The sequence below is a fragment of the Vibrio sp. 10N.286.49.C3 genome (genome assembly GCF_041469545.1).
Classification (GTDB): Bacteria; Pseudomonadota; Gammaproteobacteria; order Enterobacterales; family Vibrionaceae; genus Vibrio; species Vibrio tasmaniensis_A.
In genome coordinates this window covers 169,050-189,218 of the sequence record NZ_JBFRKT010000021.1, presented here as the reverse complement: position 1 = coordinate 189,218, position 20,169 = coordinate 169,050, and the positions used below count along the sequence as shown (strand labels likewise).

Annotated in this window: 18 protein-coding genes; 9 read left to right on the top strand and 9 right to left on the bottom strand. The window is 43.1% G+C overall.

Annotated elements, in window-relative coordinates:
* Positions 1–192 precede the first annotated feature (192 nt).
* Together AB4180_RS09875 and AB4180_RS09870 are read right to left on the bottom strand one after the other, a co-directional pair.
* The gene (locus tag AB4180_RS09875) at positions 193–675 is read right to left on the bottom strand and encodes a methylated-DNA--[protein]-cysteine S-methyltransferase (protein WP_017097792.1); all 483 of its coding nucleotides are present in this window, start codon (positions 673–675) and stop codon (positions 193–195) included.
* A gap of 82 nt (positions 676–757) precedes the next feature.
* A complete protein-coding gene (locus tag AB4180_RS09870; protein ID WP_017097793.1) occupies positions 758–2,206 on the bottom strand; it encodes an AlkA N-terminal domain-containing protein in 1,449 nt (482 codons plus the stop codon).
* Positions 2,207–2,440: 234 nt separating this feature from the next.
* On the opposite strand from AB4180_RS09870, the gene AB4180_RS09865 reads away from it, so the two are divergent.
* On the top strand, positions 2,441–2,644 hold the full coding sequence (locus tag AB4180_RS09865) for a hypothetical protein (RefSeq protein WP_017082971.1): 204 nt from the start codon (positions 2,441–2,443) through the stop codon (positions 2,642–2,644).
* A gap of 214 nt (positions 2,645–2,858) precedes the next feature.
* On the opposite strand, the gene AB4180_RS09860 is transcribed toward AB4180_RS09865, so the two are convergent.
* Complete coding sequence (locus tag AB4180_RS09860) at positions 2,859–3,749, bottom strand: LysR family transcriptional regulator (RefSeq protein ID WP_102248810.1); 891 nt, start codon at positions 3,747–3,749, stop codon at positions 2,859–2,861.
* A 156-nt stretch (positions 3,750–3,905) separates the two neighbouring features.
* Here AB4180_RS09860 and AB4180_RS09855 point away from each other — a divergent pair, with 156 nt between their 5' ends.
* From AB4180_RS09855 to AB4180_RS09840, 4 genes are all read left to right on the top strand, one after another.
* Positions 3,906–4,259: a DUF413 domain-containing protein gene (locus tag AB4180_RS09855; protein WP_017097795.1), complete on the top strand. Its 354-nt coding sequence runs from the start codon at positions 3,906–3,908 to the stop codon at positions 4,257–4,259.
* 541 nt (positions 4,260–4,800) lie between these two features.
* The gene (nagB, locus tag AB4180_RS09850; RefSeq protein ID WP_102248809.1) at positions 4,801–5,601 is read left to right on the top strand and encodes a glucosamine-6-phosphate deaminase; all 801 of its coding nucleotides are present in this window, start codon (positions 4,801–4,803) and stop codon (positions 5,599–5,601) included.
* Between the two features lie 103 nt (positions 5,602–5,704).
* Positions 5,705–5,980, top strand: coding sequence for a hypothetical protein (locus AB4180_RS09845; RefSeq protein WP_009846105.1), 276 nt, complete (start codon positions 5,705–5,707; stop codon positions 5,978–5,980).
* A 32-nt stretch (positions 5,981–6,012) separates the two neighbouring features.
* Complete coding sequence (locus AB4180_RS09840; protein ID WP_009846104.1) at positions 6,013–6,429, top strand: hypothetical protein; 417 nt, start codon at positions 6,013–6,015, stop codon at positions 6,427–6,429.
* A gap of 32 nt (positions 6,430–6,461) precedes the next feature.
* On the opposite strand, the gene AB4180_RS09835 is transcribed toward AB4180_RS09840, so the two are convergent.
* The 3 genes from AB4180_RS09835 to AB4180_RS09825 form a co-directional block, all read right to left on the bottom strand.
* Complete coding sequence (locus AB4180_RS09835) at positions 6,462–6,998, bottom strand: MltR family transcriptional regulator (protein ID WP_083784018.1); 537 nt, start codon at positions 6,996–6,998, stop codon at positions 6,462–6,464.
* A gap of 50 nt (positions 6,999–7,048) precedes the next feature.
* Positions 7,049–8,197 (bottom strand): mannitol-1-phosphate 5-dehydrogenase, encoded by a 1,149-nt coding sequence (locus AB4180_RS09830; protein WP_017097798.1) that lies wholly within the window; start codon positions 8,195–8,197, stop codon positions 7,049–7,051.
* Positions 8,198–8,388: 191 nt separating this feature from the next.
* Positions 8,389–10,287, bottom strand: coding sequence for a PTS mannitol transporter subunit IICBA (locus AB4180_RS09825; RefSeq protein WP_102248808.1), 1,899 nt, complete (start codon positions 10,285–10,287; stop codon positions 8,389–8,391).
* Positions 10,288–10,852: 565 nt separating this feature from the next.
* On the opposite strand from AB4180_RS09825, the gene AB4180_RS09820 reads away from it, so the two are divergent.
* The 4 genes from AB4180_RS09820 to norW all read left to right on the top strand — a co-directional run bounded on the left by AB4180_RS09820 (position 10,853) and on the right by norW (position 15,915).
* Positions 10,853–11,719 carry a hypothetical protein gene (locus AB4180_RS09820; RefSeq protein ID WP_009846100.1) on the top strand — a complete coding sequence of 289 codons (867 nt, stop codon included), beginning with the start codon at positions 10,853–10,855 and terminating at the stop codon, positions 11,717–11,719.
* Positions 11,720–12,042: 323 nt separating this feature from the next.
* The gene (locus AB4180_RS09815) at positions 12,043–12,699 is read left to right on the top strand and encodes an NAD(P)H-dependent oxidoreductase (RefSeq protein ID WP_009846099.1); all 657 of its coding nucleotides are present in this window, start codon (positions 12,043–12,045) and stop codon (positions 12,697–12,699) included.
* Positions 12,700–13,238: 539 nt separating this feature from the next.
* Positions 13,239–14,744, top strand: coding sequence for an anaerobic nitric oxide reductase flavorubredoxin (norV, locus tag AB4180_RS09810; protein WP_102248807.1), 1,506 nt, complete (start codon positions 13,239–13,241; stop codon positions 14,742–14,744).
* A gap of 1 nt (position 14,745) precedes the next feature.
* On the top strand, positions 14,746–15,915 hold the full coding sequence (gene norW, locus AB4180_RS09805) for an NADH:flavorubredoxin reductase NorW (RefSeq protein WP_017097803.1): 1,170 nt from the start codon (positions 14,746–14,748) through the stop codon (positions 15,913–15,915).
* Positions 15,916–16,117: 202 nt separating this feature from the next.
* Here the strand turns inward: norW and gltS are convergent, their stop codons facing one another.
* The 3 genes from gltS to AB4180_RS09790 all read right to left on the bottom strand — a co-directional run bounded on the left by gltS (position 16,118) and on the right by AB4180_RS09790 (position 20,169).
* Positions 16,118–17,344: a sodium/glutamate symporter gene (gltS, locus tag AB4180_RS09800; RefSeq protein WP_102248806.1), complete on the bottom strand. Its 1,227-nt coding sequence runs from the start codon at positions 17,342–17,344 to the stop codon at positions 16,118–16,120.
* A 316-nt stretch (positions 17,345–17,660) separates the two neighbouring features.
* Positions 17,661–18,017: a YibL family ribosome-associated protein gene (locus tag AB4180_RS09795; RefSeq protein WP_009846095.1), complete on the bottom strand. Its 357-nt coding sequence runs from the start codon at positions 18,015–18,017 to the stop codon at positions 17,661–17,663.
* Between the two features lie 187 nt (positions 18,018–18,204).
* Complete coding sequence (locus tag AB4180_RS09790; RefSeq protein WP_017097805.1) at positions 18,205–20,169, bottom strand: acyltransferase family protein; 1,965 nt, start codon at positions 20,167–20,169, stop codon at positions 18,205–18,207.

Sequence of the window (20,169 nt, the reverse complement as noted above, 5' to 3'; positions counted from 1 at the left end):
ATCCTTGCCTAAAAAACATGGCTAAATAATATGCAACCAAATCATTATTTTCCAGAAAGTGGCGAATTTATTGCAAAGTCACGTTTTTATTGCAGAGTCACGCTTGAGGCCTCTTAATATTCCTCCTCAGTCGTACAAACCTTCAACCTTAACCGACAGAACAGAGTTTCAAGTCGCTAGCTAAGTAGCTTTCTAAGTTTGTTTTCTTCCCTCAATCACTAACAAGCGTTGTTTACGTTCTACGCCACCCGCATAACCCGTCAGCTTTCCATTTTTACCTATCACACGATGACACGGCACAATCACAGACACCGGATTTTTGCCATTCGCCAAACCCACTGCACGCACCGCTTTTGGGTTACCAATCGCATCGGCCAATTGTGCATAGCTCCATGTTTCTCCATAAGGAATGGTCATCAGCGCTTGCCAAACCGACTGCTGAAACGGAGTGCCCTTGGCTGCGATAGGCACAGAAAACTGGATAGCTTCACCAGCAAAATAACGATCGAGCTGTTTGATAGCCAACGCAAAGATCGGAAAGCTATCATCTTGAACACCTAACTGTTCAGGCTTGGTAGTGTGAGTTTCAAACCAAAGGCCGAGCAGCCCTTCATCGTTCGCCTGTAACGTCACGGTTCCTAGTGGACTTTGATAATAAGTAAAACGGTTAGTCATAATCTCTCCTAGCTTGGTAATTCCGATGTTTATTCATTGCTTCTATATCAGAGAGGTATCTCTATTCCACTTGAAACATCGTTTAAGACTGATTCCAACAATGGAACGTGGCGTAACTTCCCCAAGGCGAAACACTCTCTGTATTAATGGTAGGGCGATGCTCGATGAATTTCTTCACCACCAAATCGCCTACTAGCAAGTGGTTAGGTTCACTGAGCCCGCGCAGCAGCGCATATTGAATCGTCCAAGGACCAATACCTTTGAGATCAATCCACTTAGAAGGATGCTCAGCTTCGTTATCGACCATGTATTGGGCAAAACGCTTTAAGGTTTCCTTACGACTTCCCGGCATCCTTAGAAAGCTCACATCAGCATCAGCTATTTGTTTAGGTGTAGGGAAATACGCTTTCTCTGATGAATCAGCAATTTGTTGTAAGTCAGAGCACTCTTGTGAATTAGCTTGCTCTTGTGAATCAAACACCTGATATGAACCTGAGAGCTTTCGCACCAACAAGTTGAGCTGACCAATGGCCGCTGTTACCGAGACTTGCTGCCCGAGAATCGCTCTTACTCCGGCTTCCCAAGCACTCCACACACCAGGGATACGAATACCACTCTTAGCCACCAAGTTGGGATCAATGGTGCTAAAGAAATCTTCAACTTTGCTGATATCAACATCAAGGTCGAACATACGTCGAATATTGGCGATCAAACTTCTTAATTGGCTCATATCATCCAACTCAAACTCAATATCCAAACTGCTCTCTTTGGCTAAAGTGGCCTTGAACCAGCCCTTCGAGCCGTTCACGTTCACTGTGCGTTGGTAATAACCGTCGCCCACCTCTTCTAAGCCTTCGATCATTCGTCGTCGATAAAAGCCCAGCAAATGATCCCAGTCCAACGGGCCATGGAAACTGAGTTGGATATGATTACTTAGATTGTTACTTGGCTTAGCTCTTCGTATTTGACTTGGCGAAAGCTGAAGCTCTTTTTGAAAGGCATCATTGAAGCGGCGCGTGCTGTTAAAACCACTCGCAAAACCGACATCGGTAATGCTCATGCTGCTGGTATGCAGTAACTGCTTGGCAAACATCAACTGGCTATAAAGGCTATATTGCTTCGGTGACACCCCGATGTAATTGTCGAACAAGGTTCGTAAATAACGATCTGAGATGCCTAGTCGAGTGGCAAGGTCGACAATCGACCCCGAATTCAGCGCACCGTTGTCGATTAATTGCATAGCTCGCAGAAAGGTAGTTTCAACACCTTTCCAAGCCGGAGAAAAAGGCGCGCTGTCTGGTCGGCAACGTAAGCATGGGCGATAACCCGCTTTCAAAGCCTGAGCTTGATGAGAAAAGTATTCGACATTTTCTTCTTTGGGTGGGCTTGCAGGGCAAATAGGGCGACAAAAAATCCCGGTGGTTTTCACCGCTGTGAAAAACATCCCATCAAAGCGAACATCTCGCGCATATCGAGCCAAATGGCACTGCTCACTCGTTAACGCGCTGTTGTGATGAATATTCTTAGACATACTCTGTCCTTCTCATTAGCCATACTGTGCTCCAATAACTAAAAGTTTACCGTGAACTGTTATTGTCGCTAGCCATTTTCGGAACTGAAGGTTAGATAAATCACAAAAAAGGGTTTTCTTTTTACGCAATTCGACTAAATTTAACCTTGAGAAGAAACTCTTCTCACAACGTCAACGATAGGTACTTAGCACACTAAGATGCAGAGACCTGTCGAATATAAAAAGGAAAAGGCTATGGTTCTTCACACGTGTCGTATTGTTTTATCAAACCAACAGGTTCTCACCAGTCAATCAGTAGAGCAGTCTCTCAGCTTTCTTGAAGAAGAAGCGAGTAAGGGGATTTCTAAAATTGAGATTGACGCAACGGATGGCAATCAAATCCATTCATACCTGTCACACTCTCTTGAAGAGTCTATTGAGAATCTAATGAATCTCTAGAATTTTCGAAGAATAGTGCTTTGAAGTGATAGGGCTTTTAAAAAAGGTTACGCATACCAGGCTTAAACTGATTTATCCGAGTTAGGGTTATCTCTGACTTGGCAATGAAGATCATCTCTGGTTTAAAACGAAAATGGCTCCCAACTATATAACTAGTTAGGAGCCATTTTTTATTGAATCTAATCAACAAAGCCGTTGCTTACCGCGAATGCCGCTACTCTGGTGCTTGTTCAGCGGCTTGTTGCAACGTGTAGGCAGTCGATGGGTCAATTTCATTAACCAACTTCTCAACCTGAATGATCGCATCAACCGAAGTACTGCTTTTACGGTAGCTCAGGTAAATTGGGCGATACCAGTCTTCAACCCCTTTGACCTTGTGCAATTGACCCGACTCGATAAAAGGTTCAACCATAGAAACAGGTAAATACGCACTGCCACCTTTCTCTAAAATAAAATCGAGCGCAATACGTGCAGTAGAGGTACGTAAATACGGCGCGGGCACTTTTGGGTGACGCTCGGCATGTTCAGAACCGAAGCGCGTTCCCCAATCGACATAAACGTATTTATGTTGGAATACAGATTCCAGATCATCTTGTTGTGTTGATACCAACACCAAAACCAAATCAGCGACTTTTTTACAGTTCAGCTCTTCCGCTTTGATCTGATCAAAAGCGAAAGCCATATCTAAGGTTCGTTCTAACAAATTACGGTTCAGTTGCTCGCGCCCCATCACCTCGGCCATAAAGCCGTAGCCACCGAAAGAGTCGGTCACCACACTTAAGCAGTTTTGTAGATACGCATCCCAGATATTCGGTGTGCCACCCAGTGTTAACTGCAACGCTTTTCCACTTTCTAACGACAGCTCAAATTTGGCTTGTTGTAAGGTGGATACCATCACTTCAGCATAACCAATCAAACGCTCACCAGAAGAGGTCAGCTTGATGTTATTGCGGTCACGAATGAAGAGCTGAGTATCAAAATAGCCTTCAAGCTGTTTAATCCGCGCACTCACCGCTGCTTGTGTTAAATACAAGTTTTCAGCTGCACGCCCAAAGTGGCGCACCCTTGCAACCTCAAGAAAGGTTCTAAATACTTTCACATCCATCAAAAATACATCTCTGTAATAAATCTGCTAACTAGCCGATCTAGGATTGTTTATCGTAAAGGCAAAAACGTTTTGTTTCCTATTTTAGCCTTTTAACAATATTTTCGCGTGAGCAATAAACACTAATTTCTATCTAACCACATTACTGAGGCTGATATGTCTGAGACCGAATTCCGACACGGAAAAAAACGTTTTTATGACACCATTAAATTCCCACGAGGGTTTGCTAAGTCGGGTGATTTTACTCTTTCAGAAGAGGAAATCCTAACCTTGTTTGGTGACACTATGCTTGCACTTGAGACTGGCGAACTTTCGCCAAGCAACTCAGAAGAAAAACATTTCATCAAAGTGTTGTCTCACCCTCATAAGGCGAAGTCCAAGTTAGAGCGTGTTTGGTTGAAGTACATTCAACTGGCTCGTGGACGCCGTCGCTTTCATACCCTAAACGGCTGCAAACGCAGCGAAGTTTCTCGGGAAGAATACGAAAGAGAGTTAGTGTTAGAAGATTAGTAAAACAGCTCAAAGTGATACCTCATCACTTTGAGCTTTTTTTGGGTTCATCTCGGATTAGCGGGAACTTAAAATAAACTCGCATCTTCTTCGTAATTAATAAGTTTAGCCAACCTGTCCAGTTTTACCAATATTTATATAAAATTCATAGTGATACCTTTGAATAATCACTATTCTTAAATATACCCAATGATAATTCACGCCTGTCGGCGAAACTTCCTTATTTTTTGTACGGCAGTGCCACATAGCCACCATACTTTGATCGCATTTTCATTGCCCCCTTACTCTTCATCCAATAAAGTTTGTTGATCCTTCAGCCCCTGAATCAAATCCATCCGACGATATATGACAAACGTATTAATCTTGTTTAACGCCACCAAATATCCATACAATAATTGTGCAATTTTGAGAATTCCAATCACAGATATGATCAAAAAGGCAAAAACTTGACCTAAAACAATAGCGGAATCTGATAACTTATTTTATAATGCGAATTAATGTTTCAGAACACTATAATATTTAATTTCTAGGGGCAAAATCAATGAGACTTATTCCATTAAGCAACAAAGCAAAAGTAGGTAAATGGGCTGCTCGTCATATCGCAGATTCGATCAACAAATTCGCTCCAACTGCTGAGCGTCCATTTGTACTAGGTCTTCCTACTGGTAGCACACCTCTAACTACTTACGCTGAGCTAATTGAACTTTACAAAGCTGGCGAAGTAAGCTTCAAGCACGTTGTAACATTCAACATGGATGAGTACGTTGGTATCGAACCAAACCACCCAGAGTCTTACCGCACATTTATGCACGAAAACTTCTTCAACCACGTTGATATTCAAGCAGAAAACATCAACCTGCTAGACGGCAAAGCTGAAGACATCGATGCTCACTGTGCAGCATACGAAGAAAAAATCCGTTCATACGGAAAAATCAACCTGTTCATGGGCGGCGTAGGCATCGACGGTCACATCGCGTTCAATGAGCCAGGTTCTTCTCTATCTTCACGCACTCGTATCAAAACGTTGACTGAAGACACTCGTATCGCGAACTCTCGTTTCTTCGATGGCGACATCAACCAAGTTCCTAAATACGCACTAACTATCGGTGTTGCTACTCTTCTAGATTCTGAAGAAGTAATGATCCTTTCTCTAGGCCACAACAAAGCGCAAGCGCTTCAAATGGCTATCGAAGGTTCTGTAAACCACATGTGGACTGTTACCGCTCTACAGATGCACCGTAAAGCTATCATCGTTGCTGATGAGCTAGCTCAACAAGAGCTAAAAGTTAAGACTCTTCGCTACTTCCAAGAGCTAGAAGCTGAGAACATTCAAGACCTATAATTTGATGTAGATCTTGATTGTAGAATTAAAACCACTTCTTCTATCGGAAGTGGTTTTTTTTTTATGTCACAATCGCTATCAACTAAAAAATATGGAAATAGACATGTTGTTGAATGAAATTGTCGAGGTCATCGAACTGACTGACAGTGATCACCTCTCAGAGGCATTAGAAGAGTTTAATCTACATAACGTAGTTCACTCTAACCACCTTCCTTTTTTAAATATTGTCTACGATAACGCCAAGCCACACTTGCTAAAAAAACTGTGCAGCATTGGCTTTAAAGGACAAATTCAATGTGAAAAATTGATAAGCGGTGACTATATTATTTTCAATGCAGACACCTATACGCCCGAACAAGCTAGCTCAAAATTCAGGTAAAACAGACTTCAATTTATTAGGAACTGACTTAAATGACAGACACAACTAACCTAAGCAATGAACAACTATCTCTACTTGGAAAAGCTCTGCTTTCAGTACAAAGATTGGAAAACTCACTCTACCAGTCGATTAGAGCACTTTGTAAACAAAACAGTTCTAGTGATACCCAAGCCATTGAAAACCTGACTTCAGAGCAGTTTCTGAAAGGCACTATCACAGAGCTAAAGCCAGTTATACAACAGTTATATGATGTGTTTGGGGAGACCCTTGCGCTTTCATCAGCAGAGTTAAATGAGTTCCTATACAAAAGAAACCTAGTCTCACTGAGTTTTTGGCAGGTAACGACAACAAGTGTAAAAGGAAATGAGAAACTTGCGAACCCAACACAATTTTTGCAAGAGCTCATCGATCAGTGTGATCTGTGGTTGACAAAAGTAGATCATAAATAGCACCGAGCTTACTTTCACTACCTAGAGATAGCTTAAGAGGTCAGCACATTCTCTTTCGCTAACTGCTGATGTATATCATTAACCGCTAGCACTATCGTAGAGCGCACTTTTTGAAAATGGCGCTCTAAAAACATCCGCTTCATATCATCAGACATGCCTTCGACCAACTCCGGGGCGTAGTCGATTGGCATCATTTTTTGAATAGCATTGATACGATTAAGTTCAAAAACGACATCTTGGTCCCAGAAATTCACCTGACCTTCTTGAATATTTACCCACTCTTTTAGAGTAACGAAAACTTCAATATCGTCATACACCTCTTTACTGATCACGCCTAACCCTAACAATAATTTTGTTCGAACCAGAATTTCCCCTAAAGGGCCATCGGTGGTGAGGAGAGGGTCAACAACAAATTTTACTGCGTAGTCATCTTTATAGAAGATACTTTTCAACAAAGCGTCCAGCATGTCTTCTAAGACATCGTAGGCGCACAACAGGCACTCCGCAGCATCAGCTGATTCGGCTAGTTCTTCAAGTAACTCTGATTCGTGTGTTGTATGTATGGGCATGGTTGCTCTAAAAGAATAAAGTGCCACTGGTGTGGCACTTTGATGGTTTATCATTTCAATGCTAGATAAGCTTCTTCCGCTAGTTTAACAACTTCTGAGTCACTATTCAGCTCAGAATAATGCGCTAATGTCTCAGCAAAGCCTTTTTCTGCGAACATTGCTTGAAGTTCAACCGCTTGAGGGTCGTCTTCGTTCTTGTAATGGAACGCAGCAGCGATTGCTTTTACTAGGTGAGCATTCGGTAGGCCGTACTCTAATGTACCGTTTAGAGGCTTAACTAGGCGATCTTGTGGGCTCAGCTTACGAATAGGTTGACGACCAACGCGACCCACTTCATCACGTAGGAACGGGTTAGCAAAACGACCGAGAATCTTTTGGATGTAGGCAGCGTGAGCTTCTGGATCAAAGCCGTAACGCTTAATCAGAACCGCACCACTCTCTTCCATCGTCGCTGTTACTTCAGCACGGATTACGTCATCTTCGATAGAATCTTTAATAGTCTCATGACCGGCAAGCACACCAAGGTATGCCGTTACTAAGTGACCTGTGTTTAGCGTAAACAGTTTACGCTCAACGAAAGCCATTAGGTTGTCAGTGCATTCCATACCTGGGATATTTGGAATCTCACCTTTGAATTGTGTTTGGTCTACGATCCACTCGCTGAACGTTTCAACCGTTACCGCTAGAGGGTCTGTTTCGCCCGCTTCTGCCGGTGGAACAATACGGTCAACCGCTGAATCAACAAAGCCAATGTGCTCTTCAGTGAACGCTTTCATTTCATCAGAAAGGTGCTCTAACACGGCTGCTTTTAATTGGCTAGTACCGCGAACCATGTTCTCTGCCGCGATGATGTTCATTGGTGCAGTGTTGTTTGCAGCTGCACGCTTTTCAATGCCTTGAGCGATAGACTTAGAGATGATTTTAAGAACCGTAGGGCCCACTGCTGTCGTCACAAGATCAGACTCAGAAATGCAATCTACTACTGCGCTTGTCGCTGAGTTTACTGCTGACACGTTCTTAACAACTTCGACAACACACTCTTCGCCAACAATCTTAACTGGGTATTCTTGGCGTTCAATTAACGCATTTACAACCGTTTCATTTACGTCAGCAAACGTAACCTTCATACCAGCATCAGAAAGAAGCTTACCAATGAAACCACGACCGATATTACCTGCACCAAAATGTAACGCTTTCATAATTTTGACCTTATAAATATTTGAATCTAAATAGCTAACCACTCAAACACATGCCGCTTTCAATCACGTCCTAGGCATTAAGCAGTGACCTATTCAGACCGAACCTTTATCTACAGATAAAGATTGAGACCGGAAATGAGGCCAGTAGGGGGATACTGGCCTCCTTCACTCAGGAGCTTGACTAGAGCTTGTTAGTTTCCGTTGAGAATACGTAGAACATCAGCAGGGTTTGTTGTGTTCTGTAGGCATTCCACAGCTTCTTCATCGTCGAGTGAATTGGTAATAGCCATCAGCACCATGTTGTGCTCATCGCCTTGTGCGGCAATACCGATAACCATCTTCGCGATATCATCTTCATCTTCATCTTCGCCCCATTGAATACCTTCGGGGTACTGACAGAAAACAATGCCGGTTTTTTGTACGTACTGTTTCGCTTCGATTGTGCCGTGTGGTACAGCGATAGACTCACCTAGGTAAGTAGACACAAGCTCTTCACGAGCAAACATGCCATCTACATATTCTGGTGATACGTTGCCAAGTTTTACTAATTGTTCGCCAGCAAACTTAATTGCGTCTTCTTTCTGAGTCGCTTTAAGGCCAAGGAAGATGCTGTCATTAGTCAGTGCAAGCTTGTTGCCTTCTTGAGCTGGTGCTGCTGCAGGAGCCGGAGCTTCTACTTTCGCTTCACCACTTTGTGCTTCAACAAGTTCTGCTACTAGGTTGTCGTATACTGCGCCATCTAAGAAGTTGTTCAGAGACATGTGCATTGCACCTGGTACGGTGTTACGAGCACGATCTGTTAAGTCTTTATGCGTGATAACAATTTGCGAATCAGCCGGTAGGTTGTTGATTGCGTAGTTTGTTACTTCAATATCTAGGCCTGCTGCTGCTACCTTTTTACGAAGTAGACCAGCACCCATTGCACTCGAACCCATACCTGCATCACAAGCTACATAGACAGCTTTCACATCCGCTAGGTTTACACCAGCTTCTGATGCTGCACCTTTAGAAGACGCTTTCATGTCTTTCATTTGAGCCGATGCTTTTTCTAGTAAATCTTCGTCATCACCTTGAGCTGAAGTCTTAAGTAGGATTGAAGCTACGATGAAAGACACAGCCGTTGCAGCGATTACAGAAAGTACAACACCGATGTAAGAACCTTTTGGCGTCATCAACAAGATAGCAAAGATAGAACCTGGTGATGCTGGAGAGATAAGGCCAGAATCGAACACTACGTTAGTGAATACACCCGCCATACCACCCGCGATTACAGCAAGAATTAGACGTGGGTTCATTAGAACGTAAGGGAAGTAAATTTCGTGGATACCACCTAGGAAGTGGATGATAGATGCACCAGCAGCAGACTGCTTCGCGCTACCTTTACCAAACACCATGTAAGCAAGTAGAAGACCAAGACCTGGACCTGGGTTCGCTTCGATTAGGAAGAAGATTGAGCGACCAATTTCTTCAGATTGCTGGATACCTAGTGGAGAGAAGATGCCGTGGTTGATTGCGTTATTTAGGAATAGGATTTTCGCGGGTTCAACAAAGATAGAGGCAAGAGGCAATGCACCCGCTTCAACCATTACGTTAACACCAGCCGCCAAACCAGAAGACAGAACTTTAACCGCAGGGCCAATCACGATGAACGCGATGATCGCGCAGATCATGCCGATGATGCCCGCAGAGAAGTTGTTCACTAGCATTTCGAAACCACTCTTCACTTTACCGTGAACAGCTTCATCGAATTTCTTAATTGCGATACCACCCAGTGGACCAACAATCATTGCACCCATGAACATTGGGATATCAGTACCAACGATAACACCCATCGTTGTGATAGCACCCACTACGGCACCGCGGTCGCCACCAACCATTTTACCACCGGTATAACCGATCAATAGTGGTAATAGGTATGTGATCATTGGACCAACCATTGATGCTAACGTTTCGTTAGGCCACCAACCCGTTGGAATGAATAGTGCAGTAATGAAACCCCACGCAATGAATGCGCCGATGTTTGGCATTACCATATTGGATAAGAAACGACCAAAGTTTTGAACCTTAATCTTTGCTTCTGGTGATAACATAGGTAGAACCCCGTAATGTATTGGTTGGTCAAATGACCGAAAGTGTGTACTCAAAAGTCGATTAAAATGTATCACAACATTTTTAAAATGCACCTCAGCCCAACTTTCGTGATAACCATCACACGCAAAAAACACTTTCGGGTTAACGAGTACACCTTAGATCACAAAAACATCATGAATTTAAATTACAAAGCCAAATTAATGAGAATAGATATCATTAACGCAAGATCTAGATCACATTTTATTTTGTAATACTTAAAAATAAATAGTGATATAAATCACACTTAATAAAATATAGCATCTGAGATCTATATAACCCGTATAAAAGAACATCGTGTCACGAATAATAAATATGCACCAAGATGGGTAAAAATCCTAAAACTGTAATTTAATTACAAATTAGGCGACATTTTGCTTAACATTCAAAATGAGAGCGAATACTCACTAAAAACATGGACCAGTGAACTGCAGTTAGTATCAACAGTTGTGTTATTGTATTTCCCTATTCTATACAACAGCCCCTCAACATTAATCAGCAGTTCTACTGCTAATTGAGAAACAGACTATGCCAGACAAGATTTCCACATCAGCACTAGCCAAACAAAAAGGGATAGAAGCAAAGGCTCTATTCAGTGATTTGAAAACAGCTGGCTATATCGTGCGTTCACAGGAGCGTTGGGTACTCACAGAACGAGGCGAAAGCTTTGGTGGGGAGTATGTCGAACACAAGAAGTTTGGTGTCTTTATTGTCTGGCCAGAAAAACTACTCATCGACCTAGATTCTTTCTCTGGAAAAACGCTAACGGCAACTCAACTAGGCAGTGCCTTTCAACTTAGCGCAAAAAAAATTAACCTGTTGCTCAGCGAGCTTGGTTGGATAACACGTGAAGAAGATGGTTGGCATGTCACCTCAACAGGCTTAAAAGCAGGCGGTGAGCAAAGGGAAGATAAAGCGACTCAAAACCTATTTGTGGTATGGCACGATTCGTTAGTTCGCAATAAACGTTTGAAGCAATCTGTTGTCGAATTTCTAGGGCATGATGCTGAAAGCCACTCTACCGATGTCTCGTTTTCTAGCTTTCGTCAGAAATTTGAGGCGAAACACCGAACCTTAGACGGACATTATGTGCGTTCAAAGGGAGAGCTGATCATCGATAACTGGCTTTATATGGCGGGAGTGGTTCATGCCTATGAACGTCCGCTCCCGATATCAAAAGAAGTAATGAGCGATTTCTACCTGCCAAGCGGCAAGGTATACATTCAGTTCTGGGGAACAGATTCAGGCCCTATAGAAGAAGACAAACGAAATGCGACCAAGAAAGTTTACCAAGAGCACGGTTTTAGCTTGATTGAACTTAACCCTGAAGATATCCCAAACCTCGACAGTGTACTTCCCTCTTTATTACGCCAATATGGAATCAAAGCGTACTAACTGGCTGATTTTCGAAAACCAACACACATCCAGATCACACTAATCAAATCATTATGGACATTATTAACCATAGTGATTTGATGTGTTCGCTATTTTTCCCAAGCCAATCTTCTATTATCTTACACCCATCAACTTGAGCTACCGCAGATACTCGATTTATTGGGGCATGTTCGATAGCCATTTAAGCGTTCAGCCTTTTAGAGGCTGACTGTTCTAGAAACGACTTCTATAGAGATATAGCCTAAATGCGTTATCCGTTTATTGTTGACGTTACCGAACATAACACCCTACAACATTTATATTGATAGATATTAGGATTCAACATGACTCATCCAATCATTTCAGATCTAAACACTCGCTACACAGCTAAAAAATACGATGCAGAAAAGCGCATCTCTGCGGAAGACATGGAAGTAATCAAAGAAGCACTTCGTTTGTCAGCTTCTTCTATCAACTCTCAGCCTTGGAAATTCATCATCATTGAGAGTGACGCAGCAAAACAACGCTTCCACAATACTTTCGAGAACATGTTCCAGTTTAACCAACCGCATGCGAAAGAAGCGTCACATACGATCCTGTTTGCTCACGATCCTAAGTACACTAAAGAGAAATTCGCAAAGCGTGCTGACACAGAAGTAAGCTCTGGTCACCTACCCGCTGAAATGTACGAGCAGTTCTTAGGGGCTTACGCATTCGCAGAAATGAACACAGATGAGACTGGTTTCAACGGAAACTGGACTAAGTCTCAAGTGTACATCGCGCTAGGTAACACAATGCACACACTGGCTCGTCTTGGTATTGCTTCAACACCGATGGAAGGCGTAGATGCCGCTATGATCGGTGAAGAGTTTGCTGACGAACTAGACGGTCACGTTGTTGATGTAGCGCTAGCAATCGGCTACCACAAAGACGGCGAAGACTATAACCACGGTAAACCAAAAGCGCGCCTAGCTCTTGATGAAATCGTGACGACGCTTTAACGCGTTAATTAAGATGACGAATGAATCAACAGCTATAACACGTTAAACAGTTACAACGCTTTAATTTTTAAAACGCTTTTTCGTTTTACAAAATATAGTTTCAACAGCACTTCAGACTGTTAAATTACACTGCCTTGTTTTGGCCAGACACTCGTCTGGCCTTTTTCATGTCTGTATTTCGCATCCATCCTTTCTATCTCAGCTTTAGCCATTCCAGCCGCTTTTTAGACCACCAATACCTAATCAATCCACGTGTTCTAATTCGCGAAGCGCAGGAGTTACGCTATAATCCCCTTTGTTGAAACAGGTTCCTCACCCTGCTCTTTCTGAGCAAACATCATTAATTTTCTTGCCAAACCGCTATAAACCCACAAAGTCATAAAGACACCTAAGATTCATTTTAACCACAAAATACAGAGCGTCAAAATGACTCACCAAACAACACAAAGACCAAACAAACACATTTAAAACAGATACTTAAAAACATGGCACAACTAGTGCAATGATGACCTTAGATATTTAAATAAGGTATTATCATTATGACTATTCACGTTAAATCAAATGTTCACTGGGTTGGCGTCCACGATTGGGAAACAGAACACTTCCATGGTAAGGAATACCACATGAACAAAGGTACCAGCTATAACTCGTACCTGATTCGTGAAGAGAAAACGGTGCTTGTTGATACCGTTGATCATCGCTTTACTGAACAATTCCTTGCAAACCTTGAGATGGAAATCGACATCAATGAGATCGACTACATCATTTGTCAGCATGCTGAAGAAGACCACTCAGGTGCCCTTTCAGCACTATTAGCCAAAATTCCAAACACACCCGTCTACTGCACAGAAGCTGGCGTTAACTCTATTGTTGGCCATCACCACCAGCCAGACTGGAACTTCCGAACCGTTAAAACAGGCGACACGCTCGATGTCGGTAACGGTAAGCAACTCATCTTTGTTGAGATGAAAATGCTGCACTGGCCAGACTCAATGGCAACATATCTCACTGGTGACGAGATCCTGTTCAGTAACGATGCGTTCGGTCAGCACTACTGTGATGAGAACCTATTCAACGATCAGCTAGACCAAGTCGAGCTTCATGACCAATGTCTGCGTTACTTCTCGAACATCCTCACACCTTTCGCACCTTTGGTGAAAGCGAAGATAGAAGAAGTATTGAACTTAGGTGTGCCTATCGATGTTATCGCCACCTCTCATGGCTGTATTTGGCGCGACAACGCGACGCAAATTGTTGAGCAATACTACGAGTGGTCTAAAGCCTACAAAGAAGATCGTATCACCATTGTCTACGACACCATGTCGAACAACACTCGCATGATGGCTGACGCAATTGCAAAAGGTATCCGTAAAGGCAGCCCAGAAACAGCAATCAAGGTCTTTAATATCTCTAAGCACGATAAGAATGACATCCTTGCCAATATCTTCCGTTCAAAGGGTGTGCTTGTTGGTTCATCGACCATGAACAATGTGATGATGCCGCAAATCGCTGCACTACTAGAAGAGATCCACGGCTTACGTTTTTCAGGTAAAAGAGCCGCTGCATTTGGTTCTTCAGGTTGGACAGGCGGCGCGGTAAAACGCATCGACGCTCGACTACGTGAAGCCAACTTTGAAGTCAGTGCGCCACAACACATCCATTGGAAACCAGACACAGACGCTCTTCGCCAATGTATCGATTACGGCATAACACTGGCCGAGGTTTGGCGTGTAGAAGCAGATGAAGTGAGCACACCGAAACAAGTATCACATCATGTAACACCGCTTGAAGCTACACAAGCACCGGCAAACACCACTACCGAGCTCAAAGACGCAACAGAGCTGAAGCCAGAAGAAGCGCAAGATAAGCCAGCACACAGTGCAGACTGCACTTGCTGGCGTTGCACAGTGTGTGAATGGGTGTACGACCCACAATTGGGCGAACCCTACCAAGGCGTCGAACCTGGAACTCCTTGGGCGCAAGTACCTGATGATTTCCTTTGCCCTGAATGCCATTTAGGCAAAGAAGTGTTTGTGGAGAAGTAGCATGTCGAACATTGTTATTGTGGGCGGTGGTTTCGCCGCCCTACAAACCATAAAGATGGTACGTAAAATTGACCAAGATGTCGCTATTACCATGATCACCGCCGATGCCGGGGTTGAGTACAGTAAGCCGAATCTTTCGCACGCGTTCAGTCAGGAACAAACGCCGGAAACACTGGCAGTACATAACGCTCAACAATTGGCTGAGCAGTACAACGTGGTCATCAAAACCAAAGCACTTGTGAGCGAGATAGATACTGAGCAGCAGTGTGTTCATGTTGATGGCCAATCTATCCACTATTCAAAGTTGGTAATAGCGACGGGTGCGACGCCTTTTATACCACCAGCGAAAGGGCTTAAACGCAGCGCAACCATTACGTTAAATAGTTTGGAAGAGTTTGATAAACACAAAGCTCAGATCGACCGCGCTCAACGCATCATTGTGGTGGGGGGAGGCTTGATTGGGGTCGAGCTCGCATTCGACCTTCAAACTGCGGGTAAAGATGTCACGATTATCGAACCCGCAAGTTATCTATTGAATAACCTAGTGCCACCTTTCGTTTCGCTTGAATTGGAAAGGGAACTGACAAAAGCAGGGGTTACCGTCGAAACCGACTCTGCGATTTGTCGAACGACTTACCTCCACGATGGAGTTAGGCTACAAACTACCGCCTCTCGATTAATACGAGCAGATATAGTGATTGCCGCAGCAGGGTTAAGGCCAAATACGGCTTTAGCCACGCAAGCGGGAATAGACGTCAACAGAGGCATTGTGGTCGATGACACCCTGAAAACCAGCGCCAACAATGTGTATGCGATTGGTGATTGCGCTGAAATTGAAGGGCGCGTGATGGCCTATTTGCAGCCAGCAATCTTATCGGCAAACGTGTTGGCCAAGCAGTTAACTAAGGATAAAGGCGAGATCAAAGTGGGCGATGCAAAGCTCAGCTTGCCTCATATGATCACCAAGGTGAAAACACCGAGTTACCCGATTCAGCTGGCAGGGCGCGATATTCACACAGCTCAGAGCTGGGAAACTCGATTCGATCCTAAAGGCATTGTCGCCAAAGGCTTCAATGAAGATAACCAGTTGGTTGGATTCATTGTCACGGGAGAGCACATCAAGGCTGCATTTCCTTTACTAAAGGAGTTGCAAATCAGTTCACCATCATAAGTACAAAGGTGTAAAAGCAGTCGACTCATTACATATGTTCGGCTGTATTCAACGCAAAAATACACATCAAATTCGGGAAAATTTGATGCTTATACTAGAGCAACTCGAGTATAAGCAAGCAATAAAAAAGCCAGTCAACAAACTGGCTTTCTTGTGTTCATCTTAGTGCGATGAGCTCATCGCGTTTAAGCAAAGGCGAACATTAACCGATAAACGAGATGTAACCTTGAAGGATAATCAGGTTAACGATATCGATAAAGAAGGCACCAACAATTGGCACCACCATGAAGGCTTGTGGCGATGGACCAAAACGGTTCACCAAAGAGCCCATGTTCATTACCGCTGTTGGTGTTGCACCTAGGCCGAAACCACAGTGACCACCTGCCATAACCGCTGCGTCGTAGTTAGAACCCATTACTTTAAACGTCACAAAGTAAGAGAAGATACCTAACACCACCGCCTGAACCGCAAGGATAACCAAGAACGGAATCGCAAGGTCAAAGATGTTCCAAAGCTTAAGGCTCATTAGCGCCATTGCTAGGAACAGTGACAATGACACCGTACCAAGAATATCGACCGTTTCGCTGTCAGTCTTATGCAGCTTGGTCACTTCAAACACGTTAGTGATGAACACACCGATAAACAACGCGTAAACGAAGTCAGGAATCATCAACCAAGAAATTTCAAAAGTCGCCACCCACTGCTCTAGGTACTTCGCACCTGTGATACAGATAAGAAGGATGAACAACACCTCAATCACCTTCTTCGCCGTCACTTTGTCTTCTTCATACTCGTTATAAGTAACAAGTTCAGGGAAGCGTTCGTGCGTATGCGTGCCAGTACCGTACTCAGATTCAAGCTGGTTTTTATCAATCAGCTTTTGCGCCACTGGGCTACCGATAATACCACCGATGATCAAACCAAAGGTCGCTGAAGCCATTGCGATTTCTAGCGTATTTGCAATGCCAAACGTGTCTGCAAAAGTTTGAGACCAAGCCGCGCCTGTACCGTGACCACCCGAAAGGGTGATAGAGCCAGCAATCAAACCCATCAAGGGCTCAAGGCCTAGTGTCGTTGCTAAGGTTACGCCTACACCGTTTTGGATAATGATGTAAACCGAAGCCACCCCTAAGAATAGGAATACCTTGGCACCACCTTTCATCAGCTGTGTGTAGTTAGCTGCAAGGCCGACCGTTGCAAAGAACATCAACATAAATGTGTTCTGCAAGGGCAAAGAAAACTCAAGATCAAGGCCGTTAAAGTGCAGGGCTGTAATAGCAAAAGCGACAATCAAGCCGCCGACAATGGGCTCTGGGATATTGTACTTTTTGAGAACAGGAAGCTTTGCATTGACGAAATGACCTAGAAACAAAACACTAATCGCGATTAGGAAGGATTCTAGTGGTCCAATTGAAATTAATTGATTCATATAACCTCTATTTTTTTACGTTCTCATCTTCCTTAACGAGTCTAGTTTTATCTGTAATTATCTGTGCTGCTCTACCTATATTTATACAAACTGGAGAGAAATTGTAGATTCGAAAAGCGAACACATTACTGCGTTCACTTGGTGCCATGTTAGTAGCACGTTAACTTTTATAGGAGATAAAAGGATTTGTGACAACAATCACCTCTAAAAAGTTGAAAACGGCGTGAGTATTATTACCGCTGACTCTGCTTTTTTAATACCTAAAAAAGCAAAAAGGAGCTATTGCTAGCTCCTTTTTCATCACCATCACTGGCAATTAGAATTTTTTCGGTGCGTAACCAGTCATAACCTCAATGCGAAGCTCTTTACCGATCTTGGTCATTGGGTGAACAATTACTAATCCTTTAACAGACTTTTTAAGTTTACCCATATCCGCTTGTTCAGCCTTAGTAATCTCACGCTTAAATGGCATATCAACCAGAGACTTACGCTCTTGGTTCACATCGTAGCTTTCTTTATGTTTCAGCTGAGCGATTTTCTTGGTTAGCTTCTTAATCTCATCTTCAAATTGACGAACAACAGGACGATCATTACGAGTTTTAGCAGCCGCTAACTTGTTGCGACACTTGTCTAGACGGTTGTTAATTTGTTGAAGTTCGTTTTTAACACTCATAATAATTTCCTAAGATTTAACAAGCCAATTCGGATTGGGGCGCGGAGTATAGCACAATGGTTCACTTGAACCGAAATTTATCTTAAACATCGCTACCTAAACGAATCATTTAAGACCAACACAATAGCTCCAAACACAGAAACGCCCTTATTCTTTCGTGTAAACAATAAGGGCGAATGAGCATTTCCTACGGAGCTGATTGACCCCATATTTTTTCGCGAAATTGAGGAATAAGTTGGCCAGCACCAAATTCATTCAGGTGATCGTCATCAACGTATGTTGGGTGATTGTTGATATCCCCTAGGCACTGCTGATCATCACAAAATATCGGCTCAGGGTCTATAAGAGTAACTCGACAGTTTTGGCTGATTTTTTCATAAGATTTCGTAATCAATGCGGTTCTTTGTCGGTACTCTTCAAGAGGAATAGAAACCGAAATATCAGATTGATTTAAAATCGAATACTTATACATAGTTTTAGGTACATCTTTCTTAAGCTCAGGGATTGGCTTGACCAAATAAACAGGGTTAGATTGACTAAGCTCGCACATGGTCTTTTCAAAACTGGATAAGATTGAGTTCAGGTACTCTTCCGATCTGGTCTGAAACCTTTTATCTCCTGCGATTAAACTGATCTTTTCGTTCTCACTTTGCCACCCATCTTCATTCGAACCATAAAGATAGCCACCCATTCTGTTAATGACAACAACAGGAACGTTAGGGTAATTAGTTTTAGCTTTAATTAACGATGCTGAGACAAAATCCCCACACTCTTCTGATAACTCACCACTTGAAAGCACTCTTTTGATACCTGAAATCGTCGGACATGCGCTTCTCGTCCAGTCGATGACCGATGTATCGTTAGGTGCTGACGCCTCAACACTTCTCACTATCGATGCGCCATGACTATCGCCTAAAACAATCGCGGATACGGGTCCTGAGCCATAGTGACACTCAGGAGATGGTCCAAATTCGACGTGGCACTCTCCGCTTCGTGGATTCCGGTCATAGACACTTTGTGCAATGACGAGCTGTGTTTTATCCAGGCGCCAAAGTAATCCTTCACTTTCATAAATAACCTGCCCTATCAAGGCAATAAAGGAAGCAAGAACTAGAGGGTAATAGTTCAAAAAGAATTTACCGCCTTTGGGTCTCTCCTTAGGCCGGTAACTTTCAATGAACTTAAATGAAAGGATCCCCATCAAGACCGAAACCATTACTCCGATTATATTGTGGGTAATAGTGTTATTTGTGAGGTTTTTAATGAAAACATTAATAGGCCAATGCCAGAGATAAATTGAGTAGGAACATAACCCAACCCCTTGTATCAGCCGTGATTTATGAAAGGTAAAATTGAGGTCCAAATTCAAAAGCAGAATTATCGCGGTAGCAATGACCGGAATAAGCGTCACATGACTCGGCCAAAGTGTGCTGCTGTCGATCATGAAAGGAGATATAAACAGTGAGGCAATAGCAACTAACAGCAATAACTGAACATTGGATTTTTTGAATTCAATGGGCTCTCTTTTCAAAGCAACTACCGAACCTGCGAGCAGTTCCCATGCGCGGGACGGTAATGTGTAATAAGAAGCCGAGCTCCCTAAATACGCATAGTTATAAGCTAGACTTCCGATTAGAGTCGTTCCAATAGCAACGGCTGCACCTTTAGCTCCGAATAACTTGTAGGTCGCCATTAAAACAAGAGGATATAATACATAGAATTGCCATTCTACGGATAAAGACCAAGTGTGAAGTAACCACTTGCTTTGCGCGGCCACATCAAAGTATCCCGACTCTTTTAAATAGGTATGGTTAGAAACAAACCCGACACTGGTGAGAATATGCTTACCTAATTTTCTTAACGCCCAAGGGTCTAGGTAAATAATGCCAACGAGTAACACAACAAGGCACATAACCGCTAAGGCAGGAATAATGCGTTTTGCTCTCGCTAAATAAAAGTCCTTTAATGAGAAGGTATTAGTTTCCAAACTCGACATGATAATTTTTGTCATCAGGAAACCTGAAATGACAAAAAACACATCCACACCTAAAAAGCCGCCAGTGATAAAACCCGGAAAAAAATGGAAAATGACGACGATTGAGACAGCTAATGCACGTAATGCATTGATGTCATACCTGAAATTTTTATTCAT

Coding starts and splice junctions, on each gene's coding strand:
- AB4180_RS09860 (WP_102248810.1), bottom strand. CDS start 3,749: ATGGATGTGAAAGTATTTAGAACCTTTCTTGAGGTTGCAAGGGTGCGC.
- AB4180_RS09840 (WP_009846104.1), top strand. CDS start 6,013: ATGACAGACACAACTAACCTAAGCAATGAACAACTATCTCTACTTGGA.
- AB4180_RS09790 (WP_017097805.1), bottom strand. CDS start 20,169: ATGAATAAAAATTTCAGGTATGACATCAATGCATTACGTGCATTAGCT.
- AB4180_RS09815 (WP_009846099.1), top strand. CDS start 12,043: ATGACTCATCCAATCATTTCAGATCTAAACACTCGCTACACAGCTAAA.
- AB4180_RS09830 (WP_017097798.1), bottom strand. CDS start 8,197: ATGAAAGCGTTACATTTTGGTGCAGGTAATATCGGTCGTGGTTTCATT.
- gltS (WP_102248806.1), bottom strand. CDS start 17,344: ATGAATCAATTAATTTCAATTGGACCACTAGAATCCTTCCTAATCGCG.
- AB4180_RS09870 (WP_017097793.1), bottom strand. CDS start 2,206: ATGTCTAAGAATATTCATCACAACAGCGCGTTAACGAGTGAGCAGTGC.
- AB4180_RS09795 (WP_009846095.1), bottom strand. CDS start 18,017: ATGAGTGTTAAAAACGAACTTCAACAAATTAACAACCGTCTAGACAAG.
- AB4180_RS09865 (WP_017082971.1), top strand. CDS start 2,441: ATGGTTCTTCACACGTGTCGTATTGTTTTATCAAACCAACAGGTTCTC.
- AB4180_RS09875 (WP_017097792.1), bottom strand. CDS start 675: ATGACTAACCGTTTTACTTATTATCAAAGTCCACTAGGAACCGTGACG.
- nagB (WP_102248809.1), top strand. CDS start 4,801: ATGAGACTTATTCCATTAAGCAACAAAGCAAAAGTAGGTAAATGGGCT.
- AB4180_RS09835 (WP_083784018.1), bottom strand. CDS start 6,998: ATGCCCATACATACAACACACGAATCAGAGTTACTTGAAGAACTAGCC.
- AB4180_RS09820 (WP_009846100.1), top strand. CDS start 10,853: ATGCCAGACAAGATTTCCACATCAGCACTAGCCAAACAAAAAGGGATA.
- AB4180_RS09825 (WP_102248808.1), bottom strand. CDS start 10,287: ATGTTATCACCAGAAGCAAAGATTAAGGTTCAAAACTTTGGTCGTTTC.
- norW (WP_017097803.1), top strand. CDS start 14,746: ATGTCGAACATTGTTATTGTGGGCGGTGGTTTCGCCGCCCTACAAACC.
- norV (WP_102248807.1), top strand. CDS start 13,239: ATGACTATTCACGTTAAATCAAATGTTCACTGGGTTGGCGTCCACGAT.
- AB4180_RS09845 (WP_009846105.1), top strand. CDS start 5,705: ATGTTGTTGAATGAAATTGTCGAGGTCATCGAACTGACTGACAGTGAT.
- AB4180_RS09855 (WP_017097795.1), top strand. CDS start 3,906: ATGTCTGAGACCGAATTCCGACACGGAAAAAAACGTTTTTATGACACC.